The sequence below is a fragment of the Cyanobacteria bacterium FACHB-DQ100 genome (assembly GCA_014695195.1).
In the GTDB taxonomy this organism is placed as follows: Bacteria; Cyanobacteriota; Cyanobacteriia; order Leptolyngbyales; family Leptolyngbyaceae; genus Leptolyngbya.
The window spans coordinates 85,080-105,987 of record JACJNW010000022.1; the positions used below are offsets into that span (position 1 = coordinate 85,080).

The window sequence follows — 20,908 nt, forward strand, 5'->3', positions numbered from 1 at the left end:
ATCCTACCGAGTTCAGGTGAAAAAACCAAATGTTTAGCCGCCAATCTGTGACATGGTGCGGTGATATTTTCCAGTGGTTCCAGATTGACGCTGCTTGTAGTTAATCTCAGGTTTTAGTCCGAGTAGTTCGCTCACTTGTTGACGGAGTTCTCTGGTTGAAACGCCTGATCGCAGTTGGGTTCTGAGATCAATTTGTCCGATCTCATTCAGCAAGCAAGGACGGAGCCAGCCATCGGCGGAGAGGCGCATTCGATTGCAGCGATCGCAAAAACATTCTGACATTTGACTAATAAATCCTAATGTTCCTTTTGCTCCTGGAATCTTAAATACATCTGCGGGGCCGTTTCCTCTGACGTTTGCTTCAGTGAGTCCCCAGCGTTTCCGAATTTGTTGACGAATGGTTTCTGAGTCAATCCAACCTTGATCGCTGAATAATTCGCTGTTTCCGATCGGCATGAATTCAATAAATCGAACGTGCCATTCACGATCGACGCTCAATGCCGCCAAGTCAAGCACCTCATGATCATTGATGCCCGGAATCACCACGACGTTTAGTTTAAGCGGATTAAATCCAATCCGGTAAGCGGTTTGAATTCCGCCCCAAACTTGTTGCCAGCGAGATCGACCCCGATTTCCAATGATGCGATCGAACGTTTCTGGCTCTAGCGAATCGAGACTGATATTAATTCGTCTCAAACCAGCGTCATAGAGATCTTGCGCCATCGATTCGAGCAAAAACGCATTCGTCGTCATCGATAGATCTTGCGTTTCGGGAAATTGCGCGATCGTTCTCACAATGTCCACCACTCCCGGACGAATCAACGGTTCTCCACCCGTTAATCGAAACCGAGTAAACCCAACCGGAATAAAAACTTCTCTCAGCAGCGTGGTTAATTCTTCTTGAGTGAGTAAGTCTTGCTGCAATACATATTCAAGATCGCTGCCTTCAGGCATACAGTACAGACATCGAAAGTTACAGCGATCGACTAAGCTAATTCGCAAATAATCCACTTGATTCATATTTCCATTCTGCCGGATTCGCTCCAGAGCATCAAAACTTTTGACATAGAGTTTCTAGAATTTAGGGAGTTTCTAGAATTTAGGGAGTTTCTAGAATTTAGGGAGTTTCTAGAATTTAGGCATTGGTTATCGGAGTCATTATGCTCGATCTTTATTATTGGACAACGCCAAACGGACACAAAATCACGATGTTTCTCGAAGAAGTGGGATTATCCTACAATCTTGTGCCAATCAACATTGGTAAAGGGGATCAGTTTCAGGCAGACTTTCTGAAAATTGCGCCGAATAACCGAATTCCTGCGATCGTCGATCGTGATCCCACAGGTGGCGGTGATCCGATCTCTGTGTTTGAATCTGGTGCAATTTTGTTATATCTTGCTGAAAAAACAGGACAACTCATTCCCTCAGATTTGCGGGGTCGGACTGAAGTGCTGCAATGGTTATTCTGGCAAATGGGCGGCTTAGGCCCAATGGCGGGACAAAATCATCACTTTAGCCAATATGCACCAGAGAAAATTTCTTATGCGATCGATCGGTACGTGAATGAAACGGGGCGATTGTATGCCGTGTTGAATAAGCGACTGAGCGATCGGGAATTTGTGGCGGGTGAGTATTCGATCGCGGACATCGCTTGTTATCCGTGGATTGTTCCCTATGAGCGGCAGGGACAGAAACTCGAAGATTTTCCGAATTTAAAGCGTTGGGTTGAGGCGATTCAAGTCCGTCCAGCAACCATTCGAGCCTACGAGAAAGCGGAAGCATTCAAAGCAGAACAAATTAGTCCGGATCAGGCGCGAGAATTATTGTTCAATCAATCGGCGGGAACCGTGAAACATTAAACCGAATCATTCCTCAAAAATTGCTCCTCGCTAGACAATCGAAACGAAAAAAGGATGAAGCCATTTGACTTCATCCTTTTTTTAGTATTTAGCCGCAGTTGCTAGCAGCACATCAAGCAAATTTACCCGTCGTCGCAGCAATCAAGAACGCTGCATACGTCAGAATATAACCCACCGTGAAATGCACCAGACCCACTAACCAGCCTTGAACGATCGACAATGCAACAGGCTTGTCTTTGAATCGAATCAAGTTTGCCAGCGGTGTACGCTCGTGCGCCCACACTAGCGTCTCAATTAGCTCTTGCCAATATCCACGCCAGCTAATGAGGAACATAAAGCCAGTTGCCCAGACTAAGTGACCAAACAGGAACATCCACGCCCAAACCGATAGATTGCTGGTTCCGTAGACGTTGTATCCGTTGATCAACGGTGCTGAATACTGCCAGAGATAATCTCGCAGCCATCCCATCAGATAAGTTGAGCTTTCATTGAACTGAGCCACGTTACCCGACCAGATCGCAAGATGCTTCCAGTGCCAGTAGAACGTCACCCAACCGATCGTATTCAGCATCCAGAACGTAGCCAAATAGAAGGATTGTTCCCAAGAAGCAATTTGGCAAGTACCGCCACGACCTGGGCCATCACACGGGAAGTTAAAGCCAAAGTCTTTCTTGTCTGGCATCAACTTGCTACCGCGAGCATCCAGCGCACCCTTCAGACAGATCAGCGTTGTCACATGCAAACCAAGCGCGATCGCATGGTGTACCAAAAAGTCACCCGGCCCAATGGTCAGGAACAATGAATTCGTACCACTGTTAATTGCATCCAACCAGCCCGGTAAGTAAGCTGCTCCCGGATTCGATGCAATACTATCTGGGTTAGACAGCAACGCATTGAAGCCATAGAGTGCTTTACCGTGAGAGGCTTGCACAAATTGAGCAAACACAGGTTCGATGAGAATTTGCTTTTCTGGTACGCCAAACGCGACTTGAACATCATTGTGAACATAGAGTCCAAGCGTGTGGAAGCCCAAGAACAGCGAAACCCAGCTCAGGTGCGAAATCAGTGCTTCTTTATGTCCCAGCAATCGAGCTAGAACGTTGTTTTCATTGTTGTCTGGATCGTAATCTCGTACCCAGAAGATTCCAGCATGAGCGAATGCACCCACCATGAAAAATCCAGCTAGATATTGATGGTGTGTGTAAAGCGATGCCTGCGTTGTGAAGTCTTTCGCCATGAACGCATAAGGCGGCATCGAGTACATATGCTGCGCCACCACTGAAAGCGCCGTTCCCAAAGCAGCAAGGTGAATCCCTAGCTGGAAGTGCAGCGAATTGTTATACGTGTCATATAGCCCTGCGTGTGGCAAGTTTCCTTGACCATTGATCCGATTACCAAAGAAGTTCTTCGCGTTGAGAATATCTTTGATGCTGTGACCAATGCCAAAGTTCGTGCGGTACATATGACCCGCAATGATGAAAATCACGGCGATCGCTAAATGGTGATGCGCCATGTCCGTCAACCACAGCGATTCAGTCTGTGGATGGAATCCACCCAGGAAGGTCAAGATAGCAGAACCTGAACCTTGTGCCGTTCCAAAGATGTGTTCTGCGGTATCCGGACTTTGTGAGTAAACGCTCCAGTTCCCCGTGAAGAACGGCTTTAAGCCTGCGGGATGTGGCAGCGTAAACAGGAAGTTCTCCCAACCGACGTGCTGACCGCGAGATTCGGGGATCGCAACGTGGATTAAGTGACCTGCCCAAGCCAGAGAGCTAACCCCAAACAATCCAGCCAAGTGGTGGTTTAATCGAGATTCAGCATTTTTGAACCAAGCCAAACTCGGACGGAATTTCGGCTGGAGGTGGAGCCAACCGGCAAACAGGAACAATGCCGCAATCAAGAGCAGAAAGACTGCACCTTGATACAGGTCAGCATTAGTTCTCATGCCGATCGTATACCACCAGTGATACACGCCTGAATAAGCGATGTTCACCGGATAATCGACTCCGCCTTGGGTGTAAGCCTCGATCGCAGGCTTACCAAATTGAGGATCCCAGATCGCGTGAGCGATCGGGCGAACGTGGAGCGGATCTTTGCTCCACTGAGGGAAATTGCCTTGCCATGCGACATGGAACAACAGGCTAGATGTCCAAAGAAAAATGATTGCAACATGACCAAAGTGAGTCGCGAATATCTTTTGATACAGCTTCTCTTCAGTCATCCCATCGTGACTTTCAAAGTCGTGCGCGGTTGCAATTCCATACCAGAGTCGCCGTGTGGTTGGGTCTTGCGCAAGATCCTGGCTAAATTTCGGAAATTTAGTCGCCATATAATTTGACTACTCGAATTTCATAAGTGGATCAGTTTAGATTGAGTTGCCCGGAGATCAAATCGCTCGATCGCTAGTTCAATAGATTAATGAAAGTTACGCTCTCAGAGCTACGACCAAAGGTAGAGAATCTGTTTGTCAAATCTTGCATTTCTTATCGGAATTTCTGATTAAAGATTAATGAAACCCTGAAATCATGCGGGTTTTCGAGCAAACGGCTTATTTTGCCAAGCACAAAAATTTACTGAACTTAACAGAGTTGAAATTGAGGCAAGACTACGCTAGTCACCGACCGCTAAGATGTGAATGGAATGTTACACAAATGCTATGGTAATTTCTTCGATCGGGGCTAAGTCGGTTTCTGCTCATCCGAATGATCAGCTTGTGATTACGATCGCGCCCTTGTCGGTCGAGGAGGTTTATAAACAGGCGGATGATGCGGCGAATGGTGCGATCGTGCTGATGAGCGGCATGGTTCGCAACAATAGCGAAGGCTTTTCGGTGCTGCATCTGGAGTATCAAGCCTATGAACCAATGGCGATCGCGGTGTTCAAACAGATTGCAGCAGAGATTCGCCAAACGTGGACTGACGTGACTCACGTGGTGATTCATCACCGAGTCGGACGGTTAGAGATTGGCGAGATTAGTGTGTTGATTGCAGTAGGTTGTCCGCATCGCAAGGAAGCGTTCGAGGCGTGTCAGTATGCGATCGATACGCTCAAGCATCGCGCCCCAATCTGGAAGAAAGAGTTTTACTACGGCAAAACGGGCGAAGTGTGTTCGAGTTGGGTGAAGTGTTGCTAAAAATCCTGTGAAGTCACAGGCTGAGAATCTATAGTGCTCCCCGATTCCCAACCGACAAGAGCGATCTAAGATAGAAATTAAGTCGCGTTTGGCAAAGTGAGTTATCGAAACGGTCTACGGCAACCTCAACGGTCTAAAATCAAGCCAGATTAAGCAACTACAACGGTTGTATCATCAACGCTTACCCGGCGATCGCATTACCACGTCTGAGTTTGCTCAGCGTATTGCCGCAATTAGCTGCGAAATTAGTCAGCCTGTCTGTGCTTATGTGAATCGCCGCGGTCAAGTGATTCGCGTTGGAGTCGGGACGATGAGGCAAACTCAGATCCCGATGCTAGAGCTTCCACGCTACGGGGCGGAGCGCTTGTGTGGAATTCGCTGTATTGCTACCCAATTAAAGCAAGACCCGCCCGGAGAATCGATGCTGACGGTGATGGCGCTTCAGCGTTTGGATGTGTTTGTAGCGTTAACGCTGACAGGAGGAGGATTTGAGCGCAGAGGGGGCGGTGCAACTGGCTATGTAAGAAATGCGTATTTGGCGCATCTGGTACCACACCCAGAGGCAAATTGGACGATTTCGCCGCCGTTGAGCTTGGATGTGATCGCAGAGCAAGATTTTTTGGCGCTGGTTGAGGGCTTAGAAGAAGAGTTCCGGCGGGAGTATGTCGCGCAGCAAGTCGATCGCGCTCACGATCAGGTGCTCATTGTGGGACTGCAAACGGACGAATTCTCTCCGCAAGCCTTCAAAACGGCGCTACAAGAACTGGCGCGGCTGGTAGAAACCGCAGGTGGCGAAGTGCTGCAAACAATGACGCAAAAACGCCCGCGTCCCCATCCTCAGACCGTTGTGGGAGAAGGAAAAGTCCAGGAAATCACCTTGGCGGCTCAAACGGTTGGAGCCAGCTTGATCGTGTTCGATCGCGATCTTTCACCCGCTCAAATTCGCAATTTGGAAATGCAGATTGGAGTGCGGATTGTCGATCGTACCGAAGTGATTTTAGATATTTTTGCTCAACGCGCTCAGTCGGGAGCCGGAAAGCTTCAGGTTGAACTGGCGCAACTCGAATATATGTTGCCGAGGCTTACCGGGCGCGGACAGGCAATGTCTCGACTCGGGGGCGGGATTGGGACAAGAGGCCCTGGAGAAACGAAGCTAGAGACTGAGCGCCGAGCAATTCAGCGACGAATCACACGACTCCAGCAGGAAGTCAACCAGCTTCAGGCGCATCGTGCCCGATTAAGACAGCGAAGACAGCATGAAGAAGTGCCTTCGATCGCGGTGGTGGGTTATACGAATGCAGGTAAATCGACTTTGCTCAATGCTTTAACGAATGCAGAAGTTTATACAGCAGACCAATTATTTGCAACGCTTGATCCAACCACTCGGAGACTAACCGTAACAGATTCGGAAACTCATCAAAATACACAGATTCTATTAACGGATACCGTTGGATTTATTCATGAGTTACCGCCCTCGCTGATGGATGCGTTTCGGGCAACGTTAGAAGAAGTTACCGAAGCGGATGCACTTCTGCATGTGGTTGATTTATCGCATCCAGCTTGGCAAAGTCAGATTCGAGCGGTGATGCAAATTCTGTCTGAGATGCCGATTACTCCGGGGCCCGCGCTTTTAGCCTTTAACAAAATCGATCAGGTAGATGCAGAACAATTGGCGATCGCGCGCGAGGAATTTCCGCAAGCGGCGTTTATCTCGGCGAATGAGCGGTTGGGATTGGAGACGTTGAGACAGCGCTTGTGTCAACTGGTGCGCTATGCGATGTCGAATTAGAAGTCGCCAAATCTCTTTCTAAAAATGCTGGGTTTTGCGTCAAAATGTCTCAGACCCAGCAGCTTATTTATGTATGTTGCCCTTGCGCGAAAAAATTGCGTTTTATCTCGAAGATATTGATACACCAGTAGGAAAAGGAATTAATCTTTTCATTACGGGGCTAGTGTTAGTTTCTTCGGGAATTTTTGTTGCAGAAACCTATAAGATTCCGGTTGAAGTTAGGCAAATTCTGGATGCGATCGAACACCTAATTCTTGCAGTTTTCGTAATCGAATACGGTTTAAGAATTTGGTGTGCTGAGCGAAAACTGCCATTTATTTTTAGCTTATATTCGGTGATTGATTTATTGTCGATCGCGCCTTTCCTGATTGGAACGAACGTAGGTTATTTGAGAATTTTTCGTTGGTTTCGGATTCTTAGATTAATTCGATTTATTCAAGGCAAAACGATTTTTGGCTATGTTAGCAGCGAAGATGGCGCAATCTTTACGCGAATTATTTTTACGATTCTCTCGATTATTTTCGTCTTCTCAGGGCTTATTTATCAAGTTGAACATACCGTAAATCCCAAATTTGGCACATTTTTAGATGCGGTATATTTCTCTGTTTCTACGATTTCTACCGCAGGGTTGGGAGATATTACGCCAATTTCAGAAATAGGGCGATTGCTCACGACTCTGATGGTATTGACTGGGATTGTATTAATTCCCTGGCAGCTTGGAGATTTGATCAAACGACTGGTAAAAACTGCGGATCAAATTCAAGTTTTGTGTTCAAAGTGTGGTCTCGCGTTTCACGATTCAGATGCCTATTTTTGTAAAAACTGTGGAACTTGCTTAAACCGCAGTCAGCAAACAGAGCAATAGCGCCTCTGTCCATTCCACGATCGCCCCATAGGTATCTCCGGTTTGTCCGCCCAACTTCCAATTGAACCAAGCGCCCGCTAGCACTGCGATCGCGCCTCCCGCAATCATCCACGGACGCACCACTAAACTTAGCGCGACTAAAATCACGAGCGTCGGCACCACTTCCCAGGGCGATCGGATTGCCTCTTTATGAAACGCTCCCTTTCCAGCCGACTTGAGATAGGGATATCGAGCGATCGCCACCAGTTGCCCCCAACGCCCCCAGCCTGCCACCCCCGCCAAAAGCCACATTCGATCCTGCCCCAAATCGCTGAGCGCGATCGTTTTGAGCAACAGCAAAATTACAGCCGTCATTGCCCCAAATGCCCCGGTCGCGCTATCTGCCATCACTTCTAAACGTCGCTCAGGATTCATCACCGCCAGTCCATCGGCTGTATCCATTGCGCCATCGAGATGCAAACCGCCCGTAATCGCTACCCAAACCGCCACCGCGATCGCGCTTCGAGTTAAGATCGGAACATCGAGCCAAGCTAAACCCCAATCTAAAGCGCCTACGATTAAACCCACCATTAAACCCACGATCGGCGCAAATCGAGCAATTCCACGAAAGTCTAAATTTGCGGAAGTGGGAATCGGTAAACAGGTGTAAAACGTAAGCGCAGCAAGGCATTGGTTTAGGGCTTGGATAATCATTGTTCAGATCAATTCACATAACGTAAACTTCTAATACCTTTAGTCAGGATCGCAATCCCGATTTGCAGCCATAATTGCGATAGGAAGCATCTAACTTGAGTCAGAACTTGAGCTAGGCTTGGTCTTAACTTCCGTCTACCCTTTGACTTTGCTTGTGTTATGAGCCACGATTCATTTTCTCGCAATGCTCGAATTCCTGCCCCCTGCATTATTGACGATGGCACGATCATCGACAAGCAAGATATGCAGCGCGTTTTAACCGATTTGAGCCGAGTTCGCTATATCCACACGCACGATGGTAGAACAACGAGCGAAGGAGAAGGCTGCATTCTTGAGGTGTTTGCTGATCCACATCGAGCAACGATGGTGGCAAACCAGACGCTTTATCTCAATGTCTACAGTTTTGATTACATTCAGTTGAGCAAAACCGCAGACGGTTCGCAGTTTGATCTGATTCAGGACGATCGCCGCTTGCGCCTGCTTCCCCTAACCAATCCGATGCAGAATCAAGTCGATCGTGGCATTAATGCGGCAGAGCTTGAAGCGATGGTGGCTGAAGTATTGTCTGCTAGTTTAGATGTGCAGATTGACGACGAAGAAAATTTCTCGCTTTAGAGCGATCGAATTGCTAAACACTTCACGATAAATTGGTTTCCGTCAGAGAAATCGGTGAGGAGCCATGAGACAGGGGTTGAATCGGCGGCAGTTTGGGCAATTCATTGCTGGAGGTACGATCGCGCTTTGGCTGCATGGCTGCGGGCAACAGGAGCAATCGACGAATCAGAAGCCGCAGGTGGTTTCCACCAGTACGATTTTGACGGATTTAGCCTCGACGATCGCGGGTGATTCGGTGCAGGTGATTGGAATTCTCAAGCCGGGAGCCGATCCGCATACCTACGAGCCTGTTCCGGCGGATACTGTCGCAATGGAAAAGGCGAATTTGATTTTGTATAACGGCTATAACTTAGAGCCGGGATTGATTCGCTTGATAAAGGCCGCCGGAGTGAATGCGCGTCAGGTCGCTGTGGGAGAAGTGATTACGCCGCTCCAGCTTGAAAAGGAGGGGCAAAAGGTTCCTGATCCGCACGTTTGGGGAGATGTGCAAAATGTGGCAAAAATGACGATCGTGGTTCGGGATGCACTGGTTCAACTGGTGCCGAACGATCGCGAGAAGATGACGCAGAATGCCGATCGTCTGATTGCCGAGTTGAATCGCTTGGATGGCTGGATTAAGCAGCAGGTTCAGACGATTCCTGCCGCAAATCGTCTCCTTGTAACGACGCATGATGCGTTTCAGTATTACGGCAAGGCGTATCAATTGGCGATCGCAGGGACGCTGATTGGGATTAGCACAGAGGAGCAACCGAGCGCCCAGACGGTGCAGCGATTGGTGCAGTCGATTAGGTCGGCGCGGGTTCCAGCGATTTTTGCAGAGACGACGATTAATCCAGCGTTGATTCAAACGGTGGCGCAAGAGGCGGGGGTGAAGTTAGCGCCCCAACAGTTGTATTCGGATTCGATCGGTGCTGTGGGAAGTAGTGGGGAGACGTACATTAAGATGATGGCGGCGAATACAACGACGATCGTGCAGGCGCTTGGTGGCAGGGTGATTCCGTTTCAGGCGGGATGAGATGTCAAAATATTCGCACTACTTTTGGGTGATCGCACTATAACTTGCAAATGCTTAAGTCCCGGCAACAGGACTGAAACGCACAACGATTGAAGAAAGGCAATTCTCGCAAATTAAAAAGATGTTGGCGCAACGCATGGGCGAACGAAAGCATCAACCTTAAAACGATCGCAACACATCCCGCACAACCTGACGCATCACCTCAAACGGTTGACCCCCAGGCGGCAGCAAGCGCTCAGTTGAGAATACATAATAAATCTCACCCGCATCACTCACCTCAAAATTCGCATCATACTCCCGCGCCCACAGATCAAGATGCCGCTGCGCCATCTGAGGCTCCAACTGCGTCGCCCTAGAAAACTCAAGCACCGAAATCCGCCCCTGCCGCAAATGCAGCAACTGAAAAAAGCGATCGCGAATCGCCCGACGATGCGCCTTAGAACTCACATAAAGCAGCAACCCCCCGATCGCGCTCGGAGCCAAGCCAAAAAACACCAGCAAAATCGACAACAGCGCCGAAGCCCACGCCGGAGGATGCAGCGCCAAGATCAATAAAAACAGCGAGATCGAAACGACACCCCCAGCGCAGAGAAATACACTACCAAACGCCTTACTTGCCACGCTCCAAACCCGATTCATGCCGCGTCTCCTTCGCATCGCGTTATTCCTAGACTAACCTGTTTTTCCGCGATCGCTTGGACGGTTATCCGAAACTTTCAACCGATGCAAACGAGTCCTCTTCCACCCCAGAGTAGATAGCTGAAACCATCACGTTTACGCTACTTTAGGAGACAGTGTTCGCCTTCACCCTAACCGGATTTCTTTCATGTTTTCTAGACTTGTCCAAACCAGTTCACGTCAAGGTGAAATCGTAGAAGTTGTCCTACGAAACGGGTGGGACTATATGCGGCGACTGCTCACCGGAGGCAAAGTCGATGAACCCAAACTGCCACCGCCCGCCGTACTTCGCAACATTCTGGTCGATTTAGGCCCCGTTTACGTCAAACTTGGGCAACTCCTCAGCACCCGTCCCGACCTCCTGCCCGCCGAATACATCGATGCCCTTTCTACTCTACAAGCCGAAGTGCCACCGATCGACTGGGCAGAAGTCGAAGTCATGTTGCGCAAGCAATTTAGCCAGCCGCTCGAAGAAATTTTCGCCTCCATCAACTACAAACCCGTCGCCGCAGGATCGATCGCCCAAACTCATCGCGCCGTTCTCAAAGACGGTCGCCCTGTTGCACTCAAAGTCCAGCGCCCCGGGCTCAGCGCCGTGGTCGAGCAAGACATCTCCCTGATTCGCTTCATCGCTCGTCTAGTTGCCCAGACCGAATTTGGTCAGTATTACGATATCGTCTCGATCGCAGAAGAGTTTGCCGAAGCGCTCAGATATGAACTCGATTTTACTCAAGAAGCTCGATATACCGATCAACTGCGGCACAACTTAAGCAATACGCGCTGGTTCGACTCCAAGCAGTTAGTCGTGCCTCAAATCTACTGGGAATACACCACCGATAAACTAATTGCAATGGAATGGCTCGATGGAGTCGCAATCTTATCTGCGCTTCCGCCGATCGGCTTTGATGGCACCACGGACTTGAAGCAGCGAGAAGATATCTCCACTCTATTGCTCAGAGCCTTCTTTCAGCAGATCTGTTTAGATGGCTTCTTCCACGCTGATCCGCATCCCGGTAACGTTTTCTATCTCAATGATGGACGGGTCGCACTGCTCGACTGTGGCATGGTTGGGCGGCTTGATCCCCGCACTCAGCAATTGATTCTGGAATTAGTGTTAGCGATCGTCAATCTGGATGCTCAGCGCTGCACTCAGCTAGTCTTACAGCTTGCACCCCCTGTTCAGCCGATCAATCGCGTCAAGCTCGAAACTGAATTCGATCGCCTATTGCGGCGCTACTATAGCTTGAACATTTCTCAAGTGAACTTCAGCAAATTGGTGTATGAAGTGCTGCAAATTGTTCGAGATAACAAAGTGCGGGTTCCTGGCAACTTAGGACTTTGTGCAAAAGCGATCGCCAACCTAGAAGGCATTGCTCGATCGCTTGATCCAAACTTCAATATCCCAAATAAAATTCGCCCGATGATGACTGAAGTATTTCAGCGGCAGATTGTGGGTGAAGCGCCTTTAATTGCTTTATTGCGAACCGCGCTCGACGTGAAGAACCTCTCACTCCAGTCTCCGCGCCAAGTGGAACTCTTGCTCGATCGCGTGACTTCAGAAACTTTGCAGTGGAATCTTTCCATTCGAGAAGCAGAACCGCTCCGCCGCACGATCGATGCTTCTGCAAATCGCATGTCATTTAGTATTGTGGTCGGATCATTGATTATGGGTGCAGCGATCATTTCTTCCAACACTCAATTGAGTCAGGTGACTTGGGTGAGCGATGTTCTGTTTGCAGCAGCAAGCTTCCTAGGGCTGTGGTTGATTTTGAGCATTCTGCGATCGGGCGCTCTCCGTTAGCAGCAGAATGCGCTTAAACTACGTTCAGCGTGCACCCTAACATTGCAGCATTTAACACGATCGAGCAAAAGCTCCACACAGATCAGAATCTCGCGCTATAATAAGAAAACATCACGGGGCTGTAACGGTTTCGACAGGTTGGCGAACGTTCCGTCGAGATGCAGGTCGAGAGGGAGTCCACTCTCGTAAATCTAGGCTCAAAACAATAGATGCAAACAACATCGTACCTTTTGCTCGTAAAACTGCACCTGTTGCAGCATAAAACACCTCTAATTCAGGTTCGAGCGCTTACAGTCTGACACCGTTAAAGGCAGTAAGCAAACCCCAACGGTTGCGCTAAATCTTCACCTCTGGTTGGCGGTTTAGCTAAGACAATACCAGAGCATCCTATTATCCGGGATAAAGGATAGTTCCCGCTTCGAGGATTAGAGAAGCTAAACCTGTGAACGATTGACAGAGTAAATACCCAGTTTGGACACGGGTTCGACTCCCGTCAGCTCCACTTAGAAAACTACGCCATACCTTTTGGCTGCTCACAAGAGTTTAAACAAGCTACGAGGATCTAGCTTTGCTTGAAACTCAGAGAATGTCGCGAACGTACCGAGCGCGCTGACCCACCTCAAATAATTCTCCAAGCGATCGAGCATTTCCCGCCCCGATCGCGTTTTAATATATCCCGGTAATTGATACCCTCGAATATTCGTAAATTCCCAGGGATGAAAATACAAATTGATGTAAGAATCCCAATTTAATGTAATTCGAGAAGCGAGCTTATAAAGCGGTAAAGGCAGGTTCTTAAAGCTTAACCAAAACAAAGGAAATCGAATGAAGGGTGTCACCGAAACTGGAATATTTAATAAGCGATCAGAATGATAAGGAATTCGAGGTTTAGAAAGATTGTTGTAGCGACCCGGTAAATAAGTAGGATTCATCGAGGAATTGTAACGATATCCGGCTTGTTGAATCTCTCGATCGCTCACAGGTTGCAGCCGCGCCATTCTAAATCCAGCGACTTCTTGATGCGTAATTTCTTCTAGTGCCTGCTTCGATCGGGCTAAATCTTCCACACAAAACGAAGCATGATAAAACCCATGCGAGGCGATTTCATGCTTTTTTGCAATTTCGAGAATTGTTGAAGGGTGATGAATAGCGAAATTTGCAGTAATGAAAAAAGTGGCTCGAATATTTAAGCGATCGAGCAACTCCAAAACCTTGTCCAAGCCTTCCGCCGAGACTTTGAATTTCATGCTTTCTGGTAGAGTTTGACCGTATTCTTCGGGCACATCAAACTCTTCGACATCAAAACTCAGCAGAATTAGCTTATCCATGCAAACCGTGAAACTCATTCTTGGAGATAGCGTAATACACAACGTCAGTTTTGTAATAGTGCGCGTTCTTCTCAAACGTCATGCCCACTTTTTGCATCACTCGTTGCGATGCCAAATTTTCAGGCTGTGAGATCGCAACAACTCGCTCTAATCCCACTTGCTCAAATCCAAATCGCAGACAGGCGATCGATGCCTCTGTCGCAATCCCCCGATTCCAGTACGCCTTATCCAGGGCATATCCTAGCTCGATTTCTGGCGTTCCATCGAGATAAATCAATCCACATCGGCCTAGCAACGTTTGACTTGCTTTCTCAACCACTGCCCACATTCCAAACTCAGAACAGTTGTAGCGCTGAAGGATCATGGGAAATTCTGCTTCGAGTTGCGATCGCGTCTTTGTTCCAGACGCAATGAATCGCATCACCACCGGATCGCCAAAAATTTCTGCCATCCGATCCAAATCTTCTCGCCTGAACTGACGTAACCACAAGCGTTCTGTCTCTAATTCCTGCATTGATAATGACGCTCTCCCCTAGCTGACATCTCCTAATACTGGCACAATGATCTGTACTCATTTCACGATGATGAAACACTATGATTTCTACGCTACAAACTGCTCTCGCTCAAGGTCGCGCTCTCAAAGTCATTAGCGGCTTGAACAATTTTGATGCAAACAACGTTGCTGCGGTGATTAAGGCTGCCGATCGTGGCGGTGCTACTTTCGTTGATATCGCTGCCGATGCCGACCTGATTCGCCTGGCGAAACAACTAACCAGCCTGCCGATTTGCGTCTCTGCGGTCGAGCCTGAACAATTTTTCATGGCGATCGAGTCCGGCGCAGATTTAATCGAAATCGGAAACTTCGACAGTTTCTACGCTCAAGGTCGTCGCTTTGAAGCTGAGGAAGTTTTGGCACTGACTCAAGCAACTCGCGCTCTCCTGCCTCATGTCACGCTCTCCGTCACTGTGCCTCACATTTTGCCTTTGGATCAGCAAGTCCAACTGGCAGAAGAGCTGGTGAAAGCAGGTGCGGACATGATTCAAACCGAGGGCGGAACTTCTTCGAGTCCTGCACACTCCGGCGCGTTAGGATTGATTGAAAAGGCAGCTCCGACCTTAGCAGCAGCTTACGAAATCTCAAGAGCGATCAACATTCCAGTTCTCTGTGCATCTGGTTTGTCGAGCGTAACGGCTCCGTTGGCGATCGCTGCTGGTGCTTCGGGTGTGGGCGTGGGAAGCGCAATTCACAAGCTCGATAGCGAAGTCGCAATGATTGCAGCCGTTCGATCGCTGGTTGAATCTCTCGATCGCGCTTCGGTCAACGTTTAAACGCAAAAACCCGTAACGGTCATAACAATACGATCGTTACGGGTTTAACAGTGATTTTGGAAATTTCTAGAATAATCGGAAAATAAACGGATAGCGGAACGGCTCATCGGGTTTGCTTAAACAATGTGCAAGCGCCCAAATTGTCAATCCCCAATGTAGCAAAAAGCCAAATCCAATCACCGGGAAGAACAGCAATCCACCCAATCCAAAGGTTAAGAACGATAGAATTCCGACCGGGATACCAATCACCGCCGCCCAGAACCAAACATTCAGGTGAAAATTCATCGATTCTTTAGCGTTAGCTTTGACCACTGGGTCATCCGACAGCAAATTGATTGCAATAGGAACGCCGATCGAGAACAAGGTTGTACTAAAGAAAATTGCGCCATGACTTAAGCAGGATAACAAGCGGCGCTGATTAGTATCGAATGTGGTCTGCATCCTGGATTTCTCCTATAGTGCTTTTTCCTTACAGGCTCGATCGTATCCTTCTAATCAATGCCCGTAGTAGTGCAGTTTACCGTACTTAAAAAACCCGTCGCCTTTTACCTTGGATAGATTAATTTTAAGAAACGATAACGATCGGGCAACGCTTCAATGCTCAATTCACGATATAACGCGATTTTTACGCATAGCGCGATTAGAGATGTGAAGAAAGATTTAGTAACTCCTGCTACTCATTCTCGCGGTAGAGGCTGAAATTAAGCGAAGAAATCTAATGTCAGATAGATGGGGATCGCGATTAGTAACTAATCTCTGAACTTCAAAAGTAATAGAACTAGGAACTAATACGATCGCTATTTTGTTGCTGTGTTGAAACAAGGAAAGTCTATACAAAACTCAGCAGTATAGCTTCTATTTCTACTCTTCCTGAAGTAGCAAGCTGACGCTGTTAAGTTCCTCGCAAATCTGCAACACAGTAACTAAAGAATCTCCGCGTTCGCTACAAGACTCAGACTCTAGGACGGCAGAAATGAAACGTTTTTCAAAACTAATTTACAGCTTTTTACCATTAATGAGTGTGGCGCTGTTTGCAGCCTGTAGCAGTCAAAACAATGCTGCGAATAATTCTGCAAACAATCCCACTTCGGGCACAAACACGGATACAAGATTTGCCGCAGCAAAAGGCTGCAAAAACATTGGTGTTCTCTTACCCGAATCTGACTCGTCGGCTCGATACGAAGCTTACGATCGACCGTTGCTCGAAAAGGAAATCAAAGCCCAACTTCCAGATGCCACCATCCAATATGCCAATGCTAACAACAATGCAGATACTCAACAAAACCAAGCGGAGGCAGCATTAACCAAGGGTGCCTGCATTCTCGTTGTTGATCCACAAGACAGCGACAAAGCATCGGTGATTGTGCAAAAAGCCAAAGCGAGTCAAGTCCCAGTCATCGCTTACGATCGCTTCATCCAAGACCCAGACGTAGCTTACTATGTATCATTTGATAATGTGCGCGTCGGCGAACTCCAGGGACAATACATCGCGGATCAATTCCGCAGAGGCGCTTATGGTCTCAAGCCTGGTGCAAACTTGGTGATGATTAATGGTTCGCAGACCGATAACAATGCTCTGCAATTCCGGGAAGGTGCATTAAAAGCATTGCAACCCTTGGTCGATAGCAAACAGTTGAATCTAGTGTTTGATCAGTACACGCCAAACTGGGACAACGCCAGAGCGCAATCCATCATGGAAGGCATTTTGACGCAGCAGAGAAACAATGTCCAGGCGGCGTATGTTGCCAATGATGGCATGGCAAATACTGTGATTGCAGCTTTGAGAGCGCAAAAACTCGATGGCAAAGTTCTCGTCACCGGACAAGATGCCACCTTGACCGGAATCCAGAACATTCTCACAGGCGATCAAGCCATGACCATCTACAAACCGATCGCTAAAGAAGCTCAGGTCACTGCACAGTTAGTTGCAGCATTGAGCAAAGGCAGCGAACCGGGCGCGATCGTCAATGGACAAACCGCACTCAAATCAGGCGGACAAGTTGCATCGGCGCTAATTACTCCAGTCGCAGTCGATAAAACTAATGTTCAGCAAACCGTTCTAGCAGATGGCTATCTAAATAAAGCTCAAGTCTGTAATGGACTAAGCGGTGACACCACTGGCATTTGTCGAGGAGTCGCACAAGAGGGTTCAGATCGACAAGGGTCGCTCTAATTCTGTCTCTTAGATATTCGATTGCCTCTAAATTCTGAATTTTGTACCGAAATTGGCTTAAAGTCCCCCACGAGTGGGGGACTTAGGGGGCTAGAAGCTGACCGCAACGCAGCGAGAAAGCCATCGAGCGAACGAAAGTGGGTGATTTCGCTTCTGAATCACCCCGCCTCAGCAATCAACCCAGAAAACATGAACAACTCAGTTTTACCAACCCAAACAGAACCGCACTCCGACCGACTCCAACCGCGCCTGCAACTCCGCAACATCAATAAATCATTCGGAGGAGTCCAAGCGCTGAAAAACGTCGATTTTGAGGCGTATGCAGGCGAAGTGGTCGGTTTAGTCGGAGACAACGGTGCAGGCAAATCAACACTGGTTAAAACCATGTCTGGCGCATATGTTCCAGACTCCGGTGAAATTTTGATTGATGGACAACCCGTGTCGATCGCGTCACCGCAAGATGCCACTCGATTAGGAATTGAAACCGTTTACCAAGACTTAGCGCTTTGTGACAACCTCGATGTTGTGGCGAATTTGTGGCTCGGTCGAGAAGCCTATCGATGGGTCATTCCAGGCGTTCTCAAAGCGCTCGATGAAACCGAAATGGAACGCCGCACGATCGAAGTTCTCAGAACGCTCAATGTCAAAATTCCCTCGGTTCGTCGTCCCGTGGCGACGCTTTCCGGTGGACAGCGGCAATGTATTGCAGTGGCAAAAACAATTCTACGGCAGCCTAAAGTCGTCCTACTCGACGAACCAACTGCTGCGCTGGGAGTCGTACAAACTCGGCAGGTCTTGAATCTCATTCTCCGCCTCAAACAACAAGGTCTAGCCGTTGTGGTGATTTCCCACAATTTGCACGATGTTTTTGAGGTCTGCGATCGCGTCATTGTGATGCGTTTGGGTCAGCGCACTGCCACCTTTGACATCAAAAATTCCACTTCAGAACAAGTTGTCGCCGCCATTACAGGCGCAGAACATCGCGATCCTGCCGTTCCTACTCCAGAAATGACATGAAAACTAATACACGCCAAGACGATCGCTCCTCGGTGAATGCAGAAATGAGCGATCCACAATCTAATCTTCAGCGATCGTCGTTTAGCTTGCGATCGCTCATGCGAGGTGATTTAGGATTCCTTCCTGTTGTTTTCACTCTTGCATTAATCACGCTATATTTCCAAGTCACAACGGGCGGTGTCTTTCTCCAAGCTCGAAATTTAACCAACCTGACTCAACAAATTGTTGTTATTAGTATTCTCAGCACTGCTGCGGTTTTGGTTCTACTTCTGGGTGAGATCGATTTAAGCTTAGCAGCCGTGGCGCAAGCTTGTGCCGCAGTCATGGCGACCGTCTCGGTTTACCAAAATTGGGGGGCAATTCCTTCGATTCTAGCTGCACTTGTGATTGGCGCATTAATCGGCTTAGTCAATGGATTCTTTATCGCAATCTTGCGGGTTCCCTCGTTCATTGTGACGTTGGCGGGGTCGATCGGTTATGCCGGATTTTTGCTGCTGGTGTTGGGACGACAAACGACTTTGATTGTGCGTGATCCAGCGATTCGGGCGCTGGCACCGACCTATCTTAATCCGATCATCGGTTGGGGGCTGCCGCTTGCAGTTGCTGCTTTGTATGCGATCGGGGTTTGGTATGAACGTCAGCGACGAGTCAAAGCCGGACTCCCGGTGAAGCGCCCCACAACGTTGATCGCTCAAGTTGCAGGGATTTTTGCCAGCATCATCTTGATCGTATTCCTATTCCAAACTTATCAAGGTGTTCCTCAAGCCGTCCTGATTTCGCTGGGAATCGTCCTTGTGTTCTGGCTGATTTTGAGAAAAACGCCGTTTGGTCGTCACCTCTATGCGGTGGGTGGTAATGAAGAAGCGGCAAGACGTGCCGGGATTAATGTCATTGGCATGAAGATGACGGTCTTTACTTTGGCATCCGTTTTAGCCGCCCTAGCGGGCATTATGCTGACTTCGCGCAGTACCGCCGTTGCCACTCAAATTAGTGCGACATTGTTGTTAAATGCGATCGCGGCGGCGGTTATCGGTGGAGTCAGTTTATTCGGAGGACGCGGCTCAGTTTGGGCAGTGATTTTGGGTGCGCTGGTCATTGGCAGTTTAGACAATGGCTTGGACTTGCTCAACCAGGATCAAAGCATCAAGAATATTGTCCAAGGTGCGGTGCTAGTGTTGGCTGTTACGGCAGATGCTTTAGTCCGACGAGCTAATCCGGTACGCGGCAAGTAAAGAACGCGAGTTCGACGAGGTTTTCCGCTTCGGTTTGAGCGGTTTTGCCCCCTAAATCCCCCATTCTGGGGGACTTTGAAAGCTAGAGAACTACTTCATTTGGAAATTCCCTTTTCTCCAAGTCCCCCAGAATGGGGGATTTAGGGGGCTGAAGCCGACAGCAACGAAGCTTTAGACTGCGGAACTACCATCAGCCGCAGGCTGCTCCACGACTCACAATACCCGACCATTGCACCTTCTTCAGCTTCTCCCGCCGATACGAGAAAAAGTTGGTCGGATCTTGATACGTACAGTGAGGCGCGATCGCAATCTGTTCTGCCGTCATTCCCATTCGTTCTAATTGGATTGCAATCACCCGCCGGACATCTAAGCGCGATCGTCCCTCTGTCGAGTCCCTTAAAATGGGCGAATTCGGCAAACTGATTAATCTGTCTAAATCTGGACTCGGCTCGATCGTTGCTCCCACTTCTAGCGCCACTTGATGTGAAACTTGGTAAACTTCACCCGAAATCGCGGGTCCTAAAGCAATGCGTAAATCTTCAAGCCGGCTCCCTTGCGATCGCAGCTTCTCGATCGCTACAGGCACAATTTTTTGCGCCGTTCCCCGCCAGCCCGCATGCACCGCTGCAGCATTCCCCGTTTTCACATCTCCAATCAAAGCGGGCGTACAATCTGCACTACACGCCCAGACCGCCTGCTGCGATCGCTCCGTCATTAATCCGTCTGCCTGAGCAAAATTCTCGCGATCGTGTGGGTTCTCCAACTCAGAAGGCGATAAAACCACATTGCCATGCACCTGATGAACGCGGTAAATCTCAACCGTCGGATCAAGCACCTCGGTGAGTTCAAACGGCGATCGGGGCGAAAACTGTTGCGTAAAAAAGCCGTGCTGCCAAGGTTCTAGAAGGCTGCAAGTGAGATAAGGCAGATCGTTCCAGGTTTGCCAGTGCCAAGTGTGCATGAGGGGCATCCACGAAATTCTGTTGCCATCGTAACGGTTTATTGAGCTGCTAGTGTAGTAGGCTCCTCCAAGATTAAAGTTTTTGTGAATTTACGACAGGTCACAACTGAGACAACTGCGGGAGACTACTGTACCTTCAAGCTGCAAAATTCGGCGCTTTTACTCAGTGCCAAATCCTCTTTTATTCCAGAAAGGTGTTCTCACTCGCGAGAAATCAGGCATCATAGCGGACGGAATTCCATAGCAGCAGACTTCACAGCCAAATCTGTGCAAATATGTGGATTCCGTAAAACTAAGCCTACCCCTCCGGACTTGTACCCAAAAACCGGTACTATGTCTCTGGAATATAGTTAATTAGTGTAAAGAAATCGCCCGACGTACCCACCGTGCAGCGCAGCGATCGAGTGGAACTTAGTCAGA

The 20,908-nt window shown here is 48.6% G+C and carries 19 protein-coding genes and 1 other RNA gene; 12 read left to right on the forward strand and 8 right to left on the reverse strand.

Annotated elements, in window-relative coordinates; translation table 11 throughout:
* Nucleotides 1-33: 33 nt before the first annotated feature.
* Entirely contained in the window at nucleotides 34-1,020 is a 987-nt protein-coding gene (moaA, locus tag H6F51_07235) for a GTP 3',8-cyclase MoaA (protein MBD1822289.1), read from the reverse strand.
* Between the two features lie 140 nt (nucleotides 1,021-1,160).
* Between moaA and H6F51_07240 the strand changes: the two genes are divergently transcribed.
* Nucleotides 1,161-1,859 (forward strand): glutathione S-transferase N-terminal domain-containing protein, encoded by a 699-nt coding sequence (locus H6F51_07240; protein MBD1822290.1) that lies wholly within the window; start codon nucleotides 1,161-1,163, stop codon nucleotides 1,857-1,859.
* A gap of 112 nt (nucleotides 1,860-1,971) precedes the next feature.
* Here the strand turns inward: H6F51_07240 and psaB are convergent, their stop codons facing one another.
* A complete protein-coding gene (gene psaB / locus H6F51_07245) occupies nucleotides 1,972-4,188 on the reverse strand; it encodes a photosystem I core protein PsaB (GenBank protein MBD1822291.1) in 2,217 nt (738 codons plus the stop codon).
* A gap of 327 nt (nucleotides 4,189-4,515) precedes the next feature.
* Between psaB and H6F51_07250 the strand changes: the two genes are divergently transcribed.
* The 3 genes from H6F51_07250 to H6F51_07260 all read left to right on the forward strand — a co-directional run bounded on the left by H6F51_07250 (nucleotide 4,516) and on the right by H6F51_07260 (nucleotide 7,646).
* Nucleotides 4,516-4,992 (forward strand): molybdenum cofactor biosynthesis protein MoaE, encoded by a 477-nt coding sequence (locus H6F51_07250; protein ID MBD1822292.1) that lies wholly within the window; start codon nucleotides 4,516-4,518, stop codon nucleotides 4,990-4,992.
* A gap of 103 nt (nucleotides 4,993-5,095) precedes the next feature.
* The gene (hflX, locus tag H6F51_07255) at nucleotides 5,096-6,781 is read left to right on the forward strand and encodes a GTPase HflX (GenBank protein MBD1822293.1); all 1,686 of its coding nucleotides are present in this window, start codon (nucleotides 5,096-5,098) and stop codon (nucleotides 6,779-6,781) included.
* 73 nt (nucleotides 6,782-6,854) lie between these two features.
* A complete protein-coding gene (locus H6F51_07260) occupies nucleotides 6,855-7,646 on the forward strand; it encodes an ion transporter (protein MBD1822294.1) in 792 nt (263 codons plus the stop codon).
* Here the strand turns inward: H6F51_07260 and H6F51_07265 are convergent.
* Entirely contained in the window at nucleotides 7,617-8,339 is a 723-nt protein-coding gene (locus H6F51_07265; GenBank protein ID MBD1822295.1) for an adenosylcobinamide-GDP ribazoletransferase, read from the reverse strand. The genes H6F51_07260 and H6F51_07265 overlap by 30 nt on opposite strands.
* Nucleotides 8,340-8,498: 159 nt before the next feature.
* Between H6F51_07265 and H6F51_07270 the strand changes: the two genes are divergently transcribed.
* Nucleotides 8,499-8,954, forward strand: coding sequence for a hypothetical protein (locus tag H6F51_07270; GenBank protein MBD1822296.1), 456 nt, complete (start codon nucleotides 8,499-8,501; stop codon nucleotides 8,952-8,954).
* A gap of 64 nt (nucleotides 8,955-9,018) precedes the next feature.
* Nucleotides 9,019-9,969: a zinc ABC transporter substrate-binding protein gene (locus H6F51_07275; protein MBD1822297.1), complete on the forward strand. Its 951-nt coding sequence runs from the start codon at nucleotides 9,019-9,021 to the stop codon at nucleotides 9,967-9,969.
* A 159-nt stretch (nucleotides 9,970-10,128) separates the two neighbouring features.
* On the opposite strand, the gene H6F51_07280 is transcribed toward H6F51_07275, so the two are convergent.
* Nucleotides 10,129-10,608, reverse strand: a complete 480-nt coding sequence (locus H6F51_07280; GenBank protein ID MBD1822298.1) for a hypothetical protein — start codon at nucleotides 10,606-10,608, stop codon at nucleotides 10,129-10,131.
* Between the two features lie 187 nt (nucleotides 10,609-10,795).
* On the opposite strand from H6F51_07280, the gene H6F51_07285 reads away from it, so the two are divergent.
* Complete coding sequence (locus H6F51_07285) at nucleotides 10,796-12,448, forward strand: AarF/ABC1/UbiB kinase family protein (protein MBD1822299.1); 1,653 nt, start codon at nucleotides 10,796-10,798, stop codon at nucleotides 12,446-12,448.
* Nucleotides 12,449-12,563: 115 nt separating this feature from the next.
* Nucleotides 12,564-12,953: a transfer-messenger RNA gene (gene ssrA / locus H6F51_07290) on the forward strand.
* 28 nt (nucleotides 12,954-12,981) lie between these two features.
* Here ssrA and H6F51_07295 read toward each other — a convergent pair.
* Together H6F51_07295 and H6F51_07300 are read right to left on the reverse strand one after the other, a co-directional pair.
* Nucleotides 12,982-13,776 carry a polysaccharide deacetylase family protein gene (locus H6F51_07295; protein MBD1822300.1) on the reverse strand — a complete coding sequence of 265 codons (795 nt, stop codon included), beginning with the start codon at nucleotides 13,774-13,776 and terminating at the stop codon, nucleotides 12,982-12,984.
* Nucleotides 13,769-14,290: a GNAT family N-acetyltransferase gene (locus H6F51_07300; protein ID MBD1822301.1), complete on the reverse strand. Its 522-nt coding sequence runs from the start codon at nucleotides 14,288-14,290 to the stop codon at nucleotides 13,769-13,771. The genes H6F51_07295 and H6F51_07300 overlap by 8 nt, the downstream gene beginning before the upstream one ends.
* 80 nt (nucleotides 14,291-14,370) lie before the next feature.
* Here H6F51_07300 and H6F51_07305 point away from each other — a divergent pair, with 80 nt between their 5' ends.
* A complete protein-coding gene (locus H6F51_07305; GenBank protein MBD1822302.1) occupies nucleotides 14,371-15,105 on the forward strand; it encodes a DUF561 domain-containing protein in 735 nt (244 codons plus the stop codon).
* Between the two features lie 66 nt (nucleotides 15,106-15,171).
* Here the strand turns inward: H6F51_07305 and H6F51_07310 are convergent, their stop codons facing one another.
* A complete protein-coding gene (locus H6F51_07310; protein ID MBD1822303.1) occupies nucleotides 15,172-15,546 on the reverse strand; it encodes a DUF4870 domain-containing protein in 375 nt (124 codons plus the stop codon).
* 532 nt (nucleotides 15,547-16,078) lie between these two features.
* Here H6F51_07310 and H6F51_07315 point away from each other — a divergent pair.
* The 3 genes from H6F51_07315 to H6F51_07325 all read left to right on the forward strand — a co-directional run bounded on the left by H6F51_07315 (nucleotide 16,079) and on the right by H6F51_07325 (nucleotide 19,527).
* Nucleotides 16,079-17,278 (forward strand): sugar ABC transporter substrate-binding protein, encoded by a 1,200-nt coding sequence (locus tag H6F51_07315; GenBank protein MBD1822304.1) that lies wholly within the window; start codon nucleotides 16,079-16,081, stop codon nucleotides 17,276-17,278.
* Nucleotides 17,279-17,467: 189 nt separating this feature from the next.
* A complete protein-coding gene (locus H6F51_07320; protein MBD1822305.1) occupies nucleotides 17,468-18,295 on the forward strand; it encodes a sugar ABC transporter ATP-binding protein in 828 nt (275 codons plus the stop codon).
* Nucleotides 18,292-19,527, forward strand: a complete 1,236-nt coding sequence (locus tag H6F51_07325) for an inner-membrane translocator (protein MBD1822306.1) — start codon at nucleotides 18,292-18,294, stop codon at nucleotides 19,525-19,527. Before H6F51_07320 ends, H6F51_07325 begins: the two co-directional genes overlap by 4 nt.
* Before the next feature lie 190 nt (nucleotides 19,528-19,717).
* On the opposite strand, the gene pgeF is transcribed toward H6F51_07325, so the two are convergent.
* Nucleotides 19,718-20,488: a peptidoglycan editing factor PgeF gene (gene pgeF, locus H6F51_07330; protein MBD1822307.1), complete on the reverse strand. Its 771-nt coding sequence runs from the start codon at nucleotides 20,486-20,488 to the stop codon at nucleotides 19,718-19,720.
* Nucleotides 20,489-20,908 lie beyond the last annotated feature (420 nt).

Coding starts and splice junctions, on each gene's coding strand:
- H6F51_07260 (MBD1822294.1), top strand. CDS start 6,855: ATGTTGCCCTTGCGCGAAAAAATTGCGTTTTATCTCGAAGATATTGAT.
- H6F51_07250 (MBD1822292.1), top strand. CDS start 4,516: ATGGTAATTTCTTCGATCGGGGCTAAGTCGGTTTCTGCTCATCCGAAT.
- H6F51_07280 (MBD1822298.1), bottom strand. CDS start 10,608: ATGAATCGGGTTTGGAGCGTGGCAAGTAAGGCGTTTGGTAGTGTATTT.
- H6F51_07270 (MBD1822296.1), top strand. CDS start 8,499: ATGAGCCACGATTCATTTTCTCGCAATGCTCGAATTCCTGCCCCCTGC.
- H6F51_07325 (MBD1822306.1), top strand. CDS start 18,292: ATGAAAACTAATACACGCCAAGACGATCGCTCCTCGGTGAATGCAGAA.
- H6F51_07305 (MBD1822302.1), top strand. CDS start 14,371: ATGATTTCTACGCTACAAACTGCTCTCGCTCAAGGTCGCGCTCTCAAA.
- psaB (MBD1822291.1), bottom strand. CDS start 4,188: ATGGCGACTAAATTTCCGAAATTTAGCCAGGATCTTGCGCAAGACCCA.
- H6F51_07275 (MBD1822297.1), top strand. CDS start 9,019: ATGAGACAGGGGTTGAATCGGCGGCAGTTTGGGCAATTCATTGCTGGA.
- H6F51_07265 (MBD1822295.1), bottom strand. CDS start 8,339: ATGATTATCCAAGCCCTAAACCAATGCCTTGCTGCGCTTACGTTTTAC.
- pgeF (MBD1822307.1), bottom strand. CDS start 20,488: ATGCACACTTGGCACTGGCAAACCTGGAACGATCTGCCTTATCTCACT.
- H6F51_07285 (MBD1822299.1), top strand. CDS start 10,796: ATGTTTTCTAGACTTGTCCAAACCAGTTCACGTCAAGGTGAAATCGTA.
- H6F51_07320 (MBD1822305.1), top strand. CDS start 17,468: ATGAACAACTCAGTTTTACCAACCCAAACAGAACCGCACTCCGACCGA.
- moaA (MBD1822289.1), bottom strand. CDS start 1,020: ATGAATCAAGTGGATTATTTGCGAATTAGCTTAGTCGATCGCTGTAAC.
- H6F51_07240 (MBD1822290.1), top strand. CDS start 1,161: ATGCTCGATCTTTATTATTGGACAACGCCAAACGGACACAAAATCACG.
- H6F51_07300 (MBD1822301.1), bottom strand. CDS start 14,290: ATGCAGGAATTAGAGACAGAACGCTTGTGGTTACGTCAGTTCAGGCGA.
- H6F51_07310 (MBD1822303.1), bottom strand. CDS start 15,546: ATGCAGACCACATTCGATACTAATCAGCGCCGCTTGTTATCCTGCTTA.
- H6F51_07315 (MBD1822304.1), top strand. CDS start 16,079: ATGAAACGTTTTTCAAAACTAATTTACAGCTTTTTACCATTAATGAGT.
- H6F51_07295 (MBD1822300.1), bottom strand. CDS start 13,776: ATGGATAAGCTAATTCTGCTGAGTTTTGATGTCGAAGAGTTTGATGTG.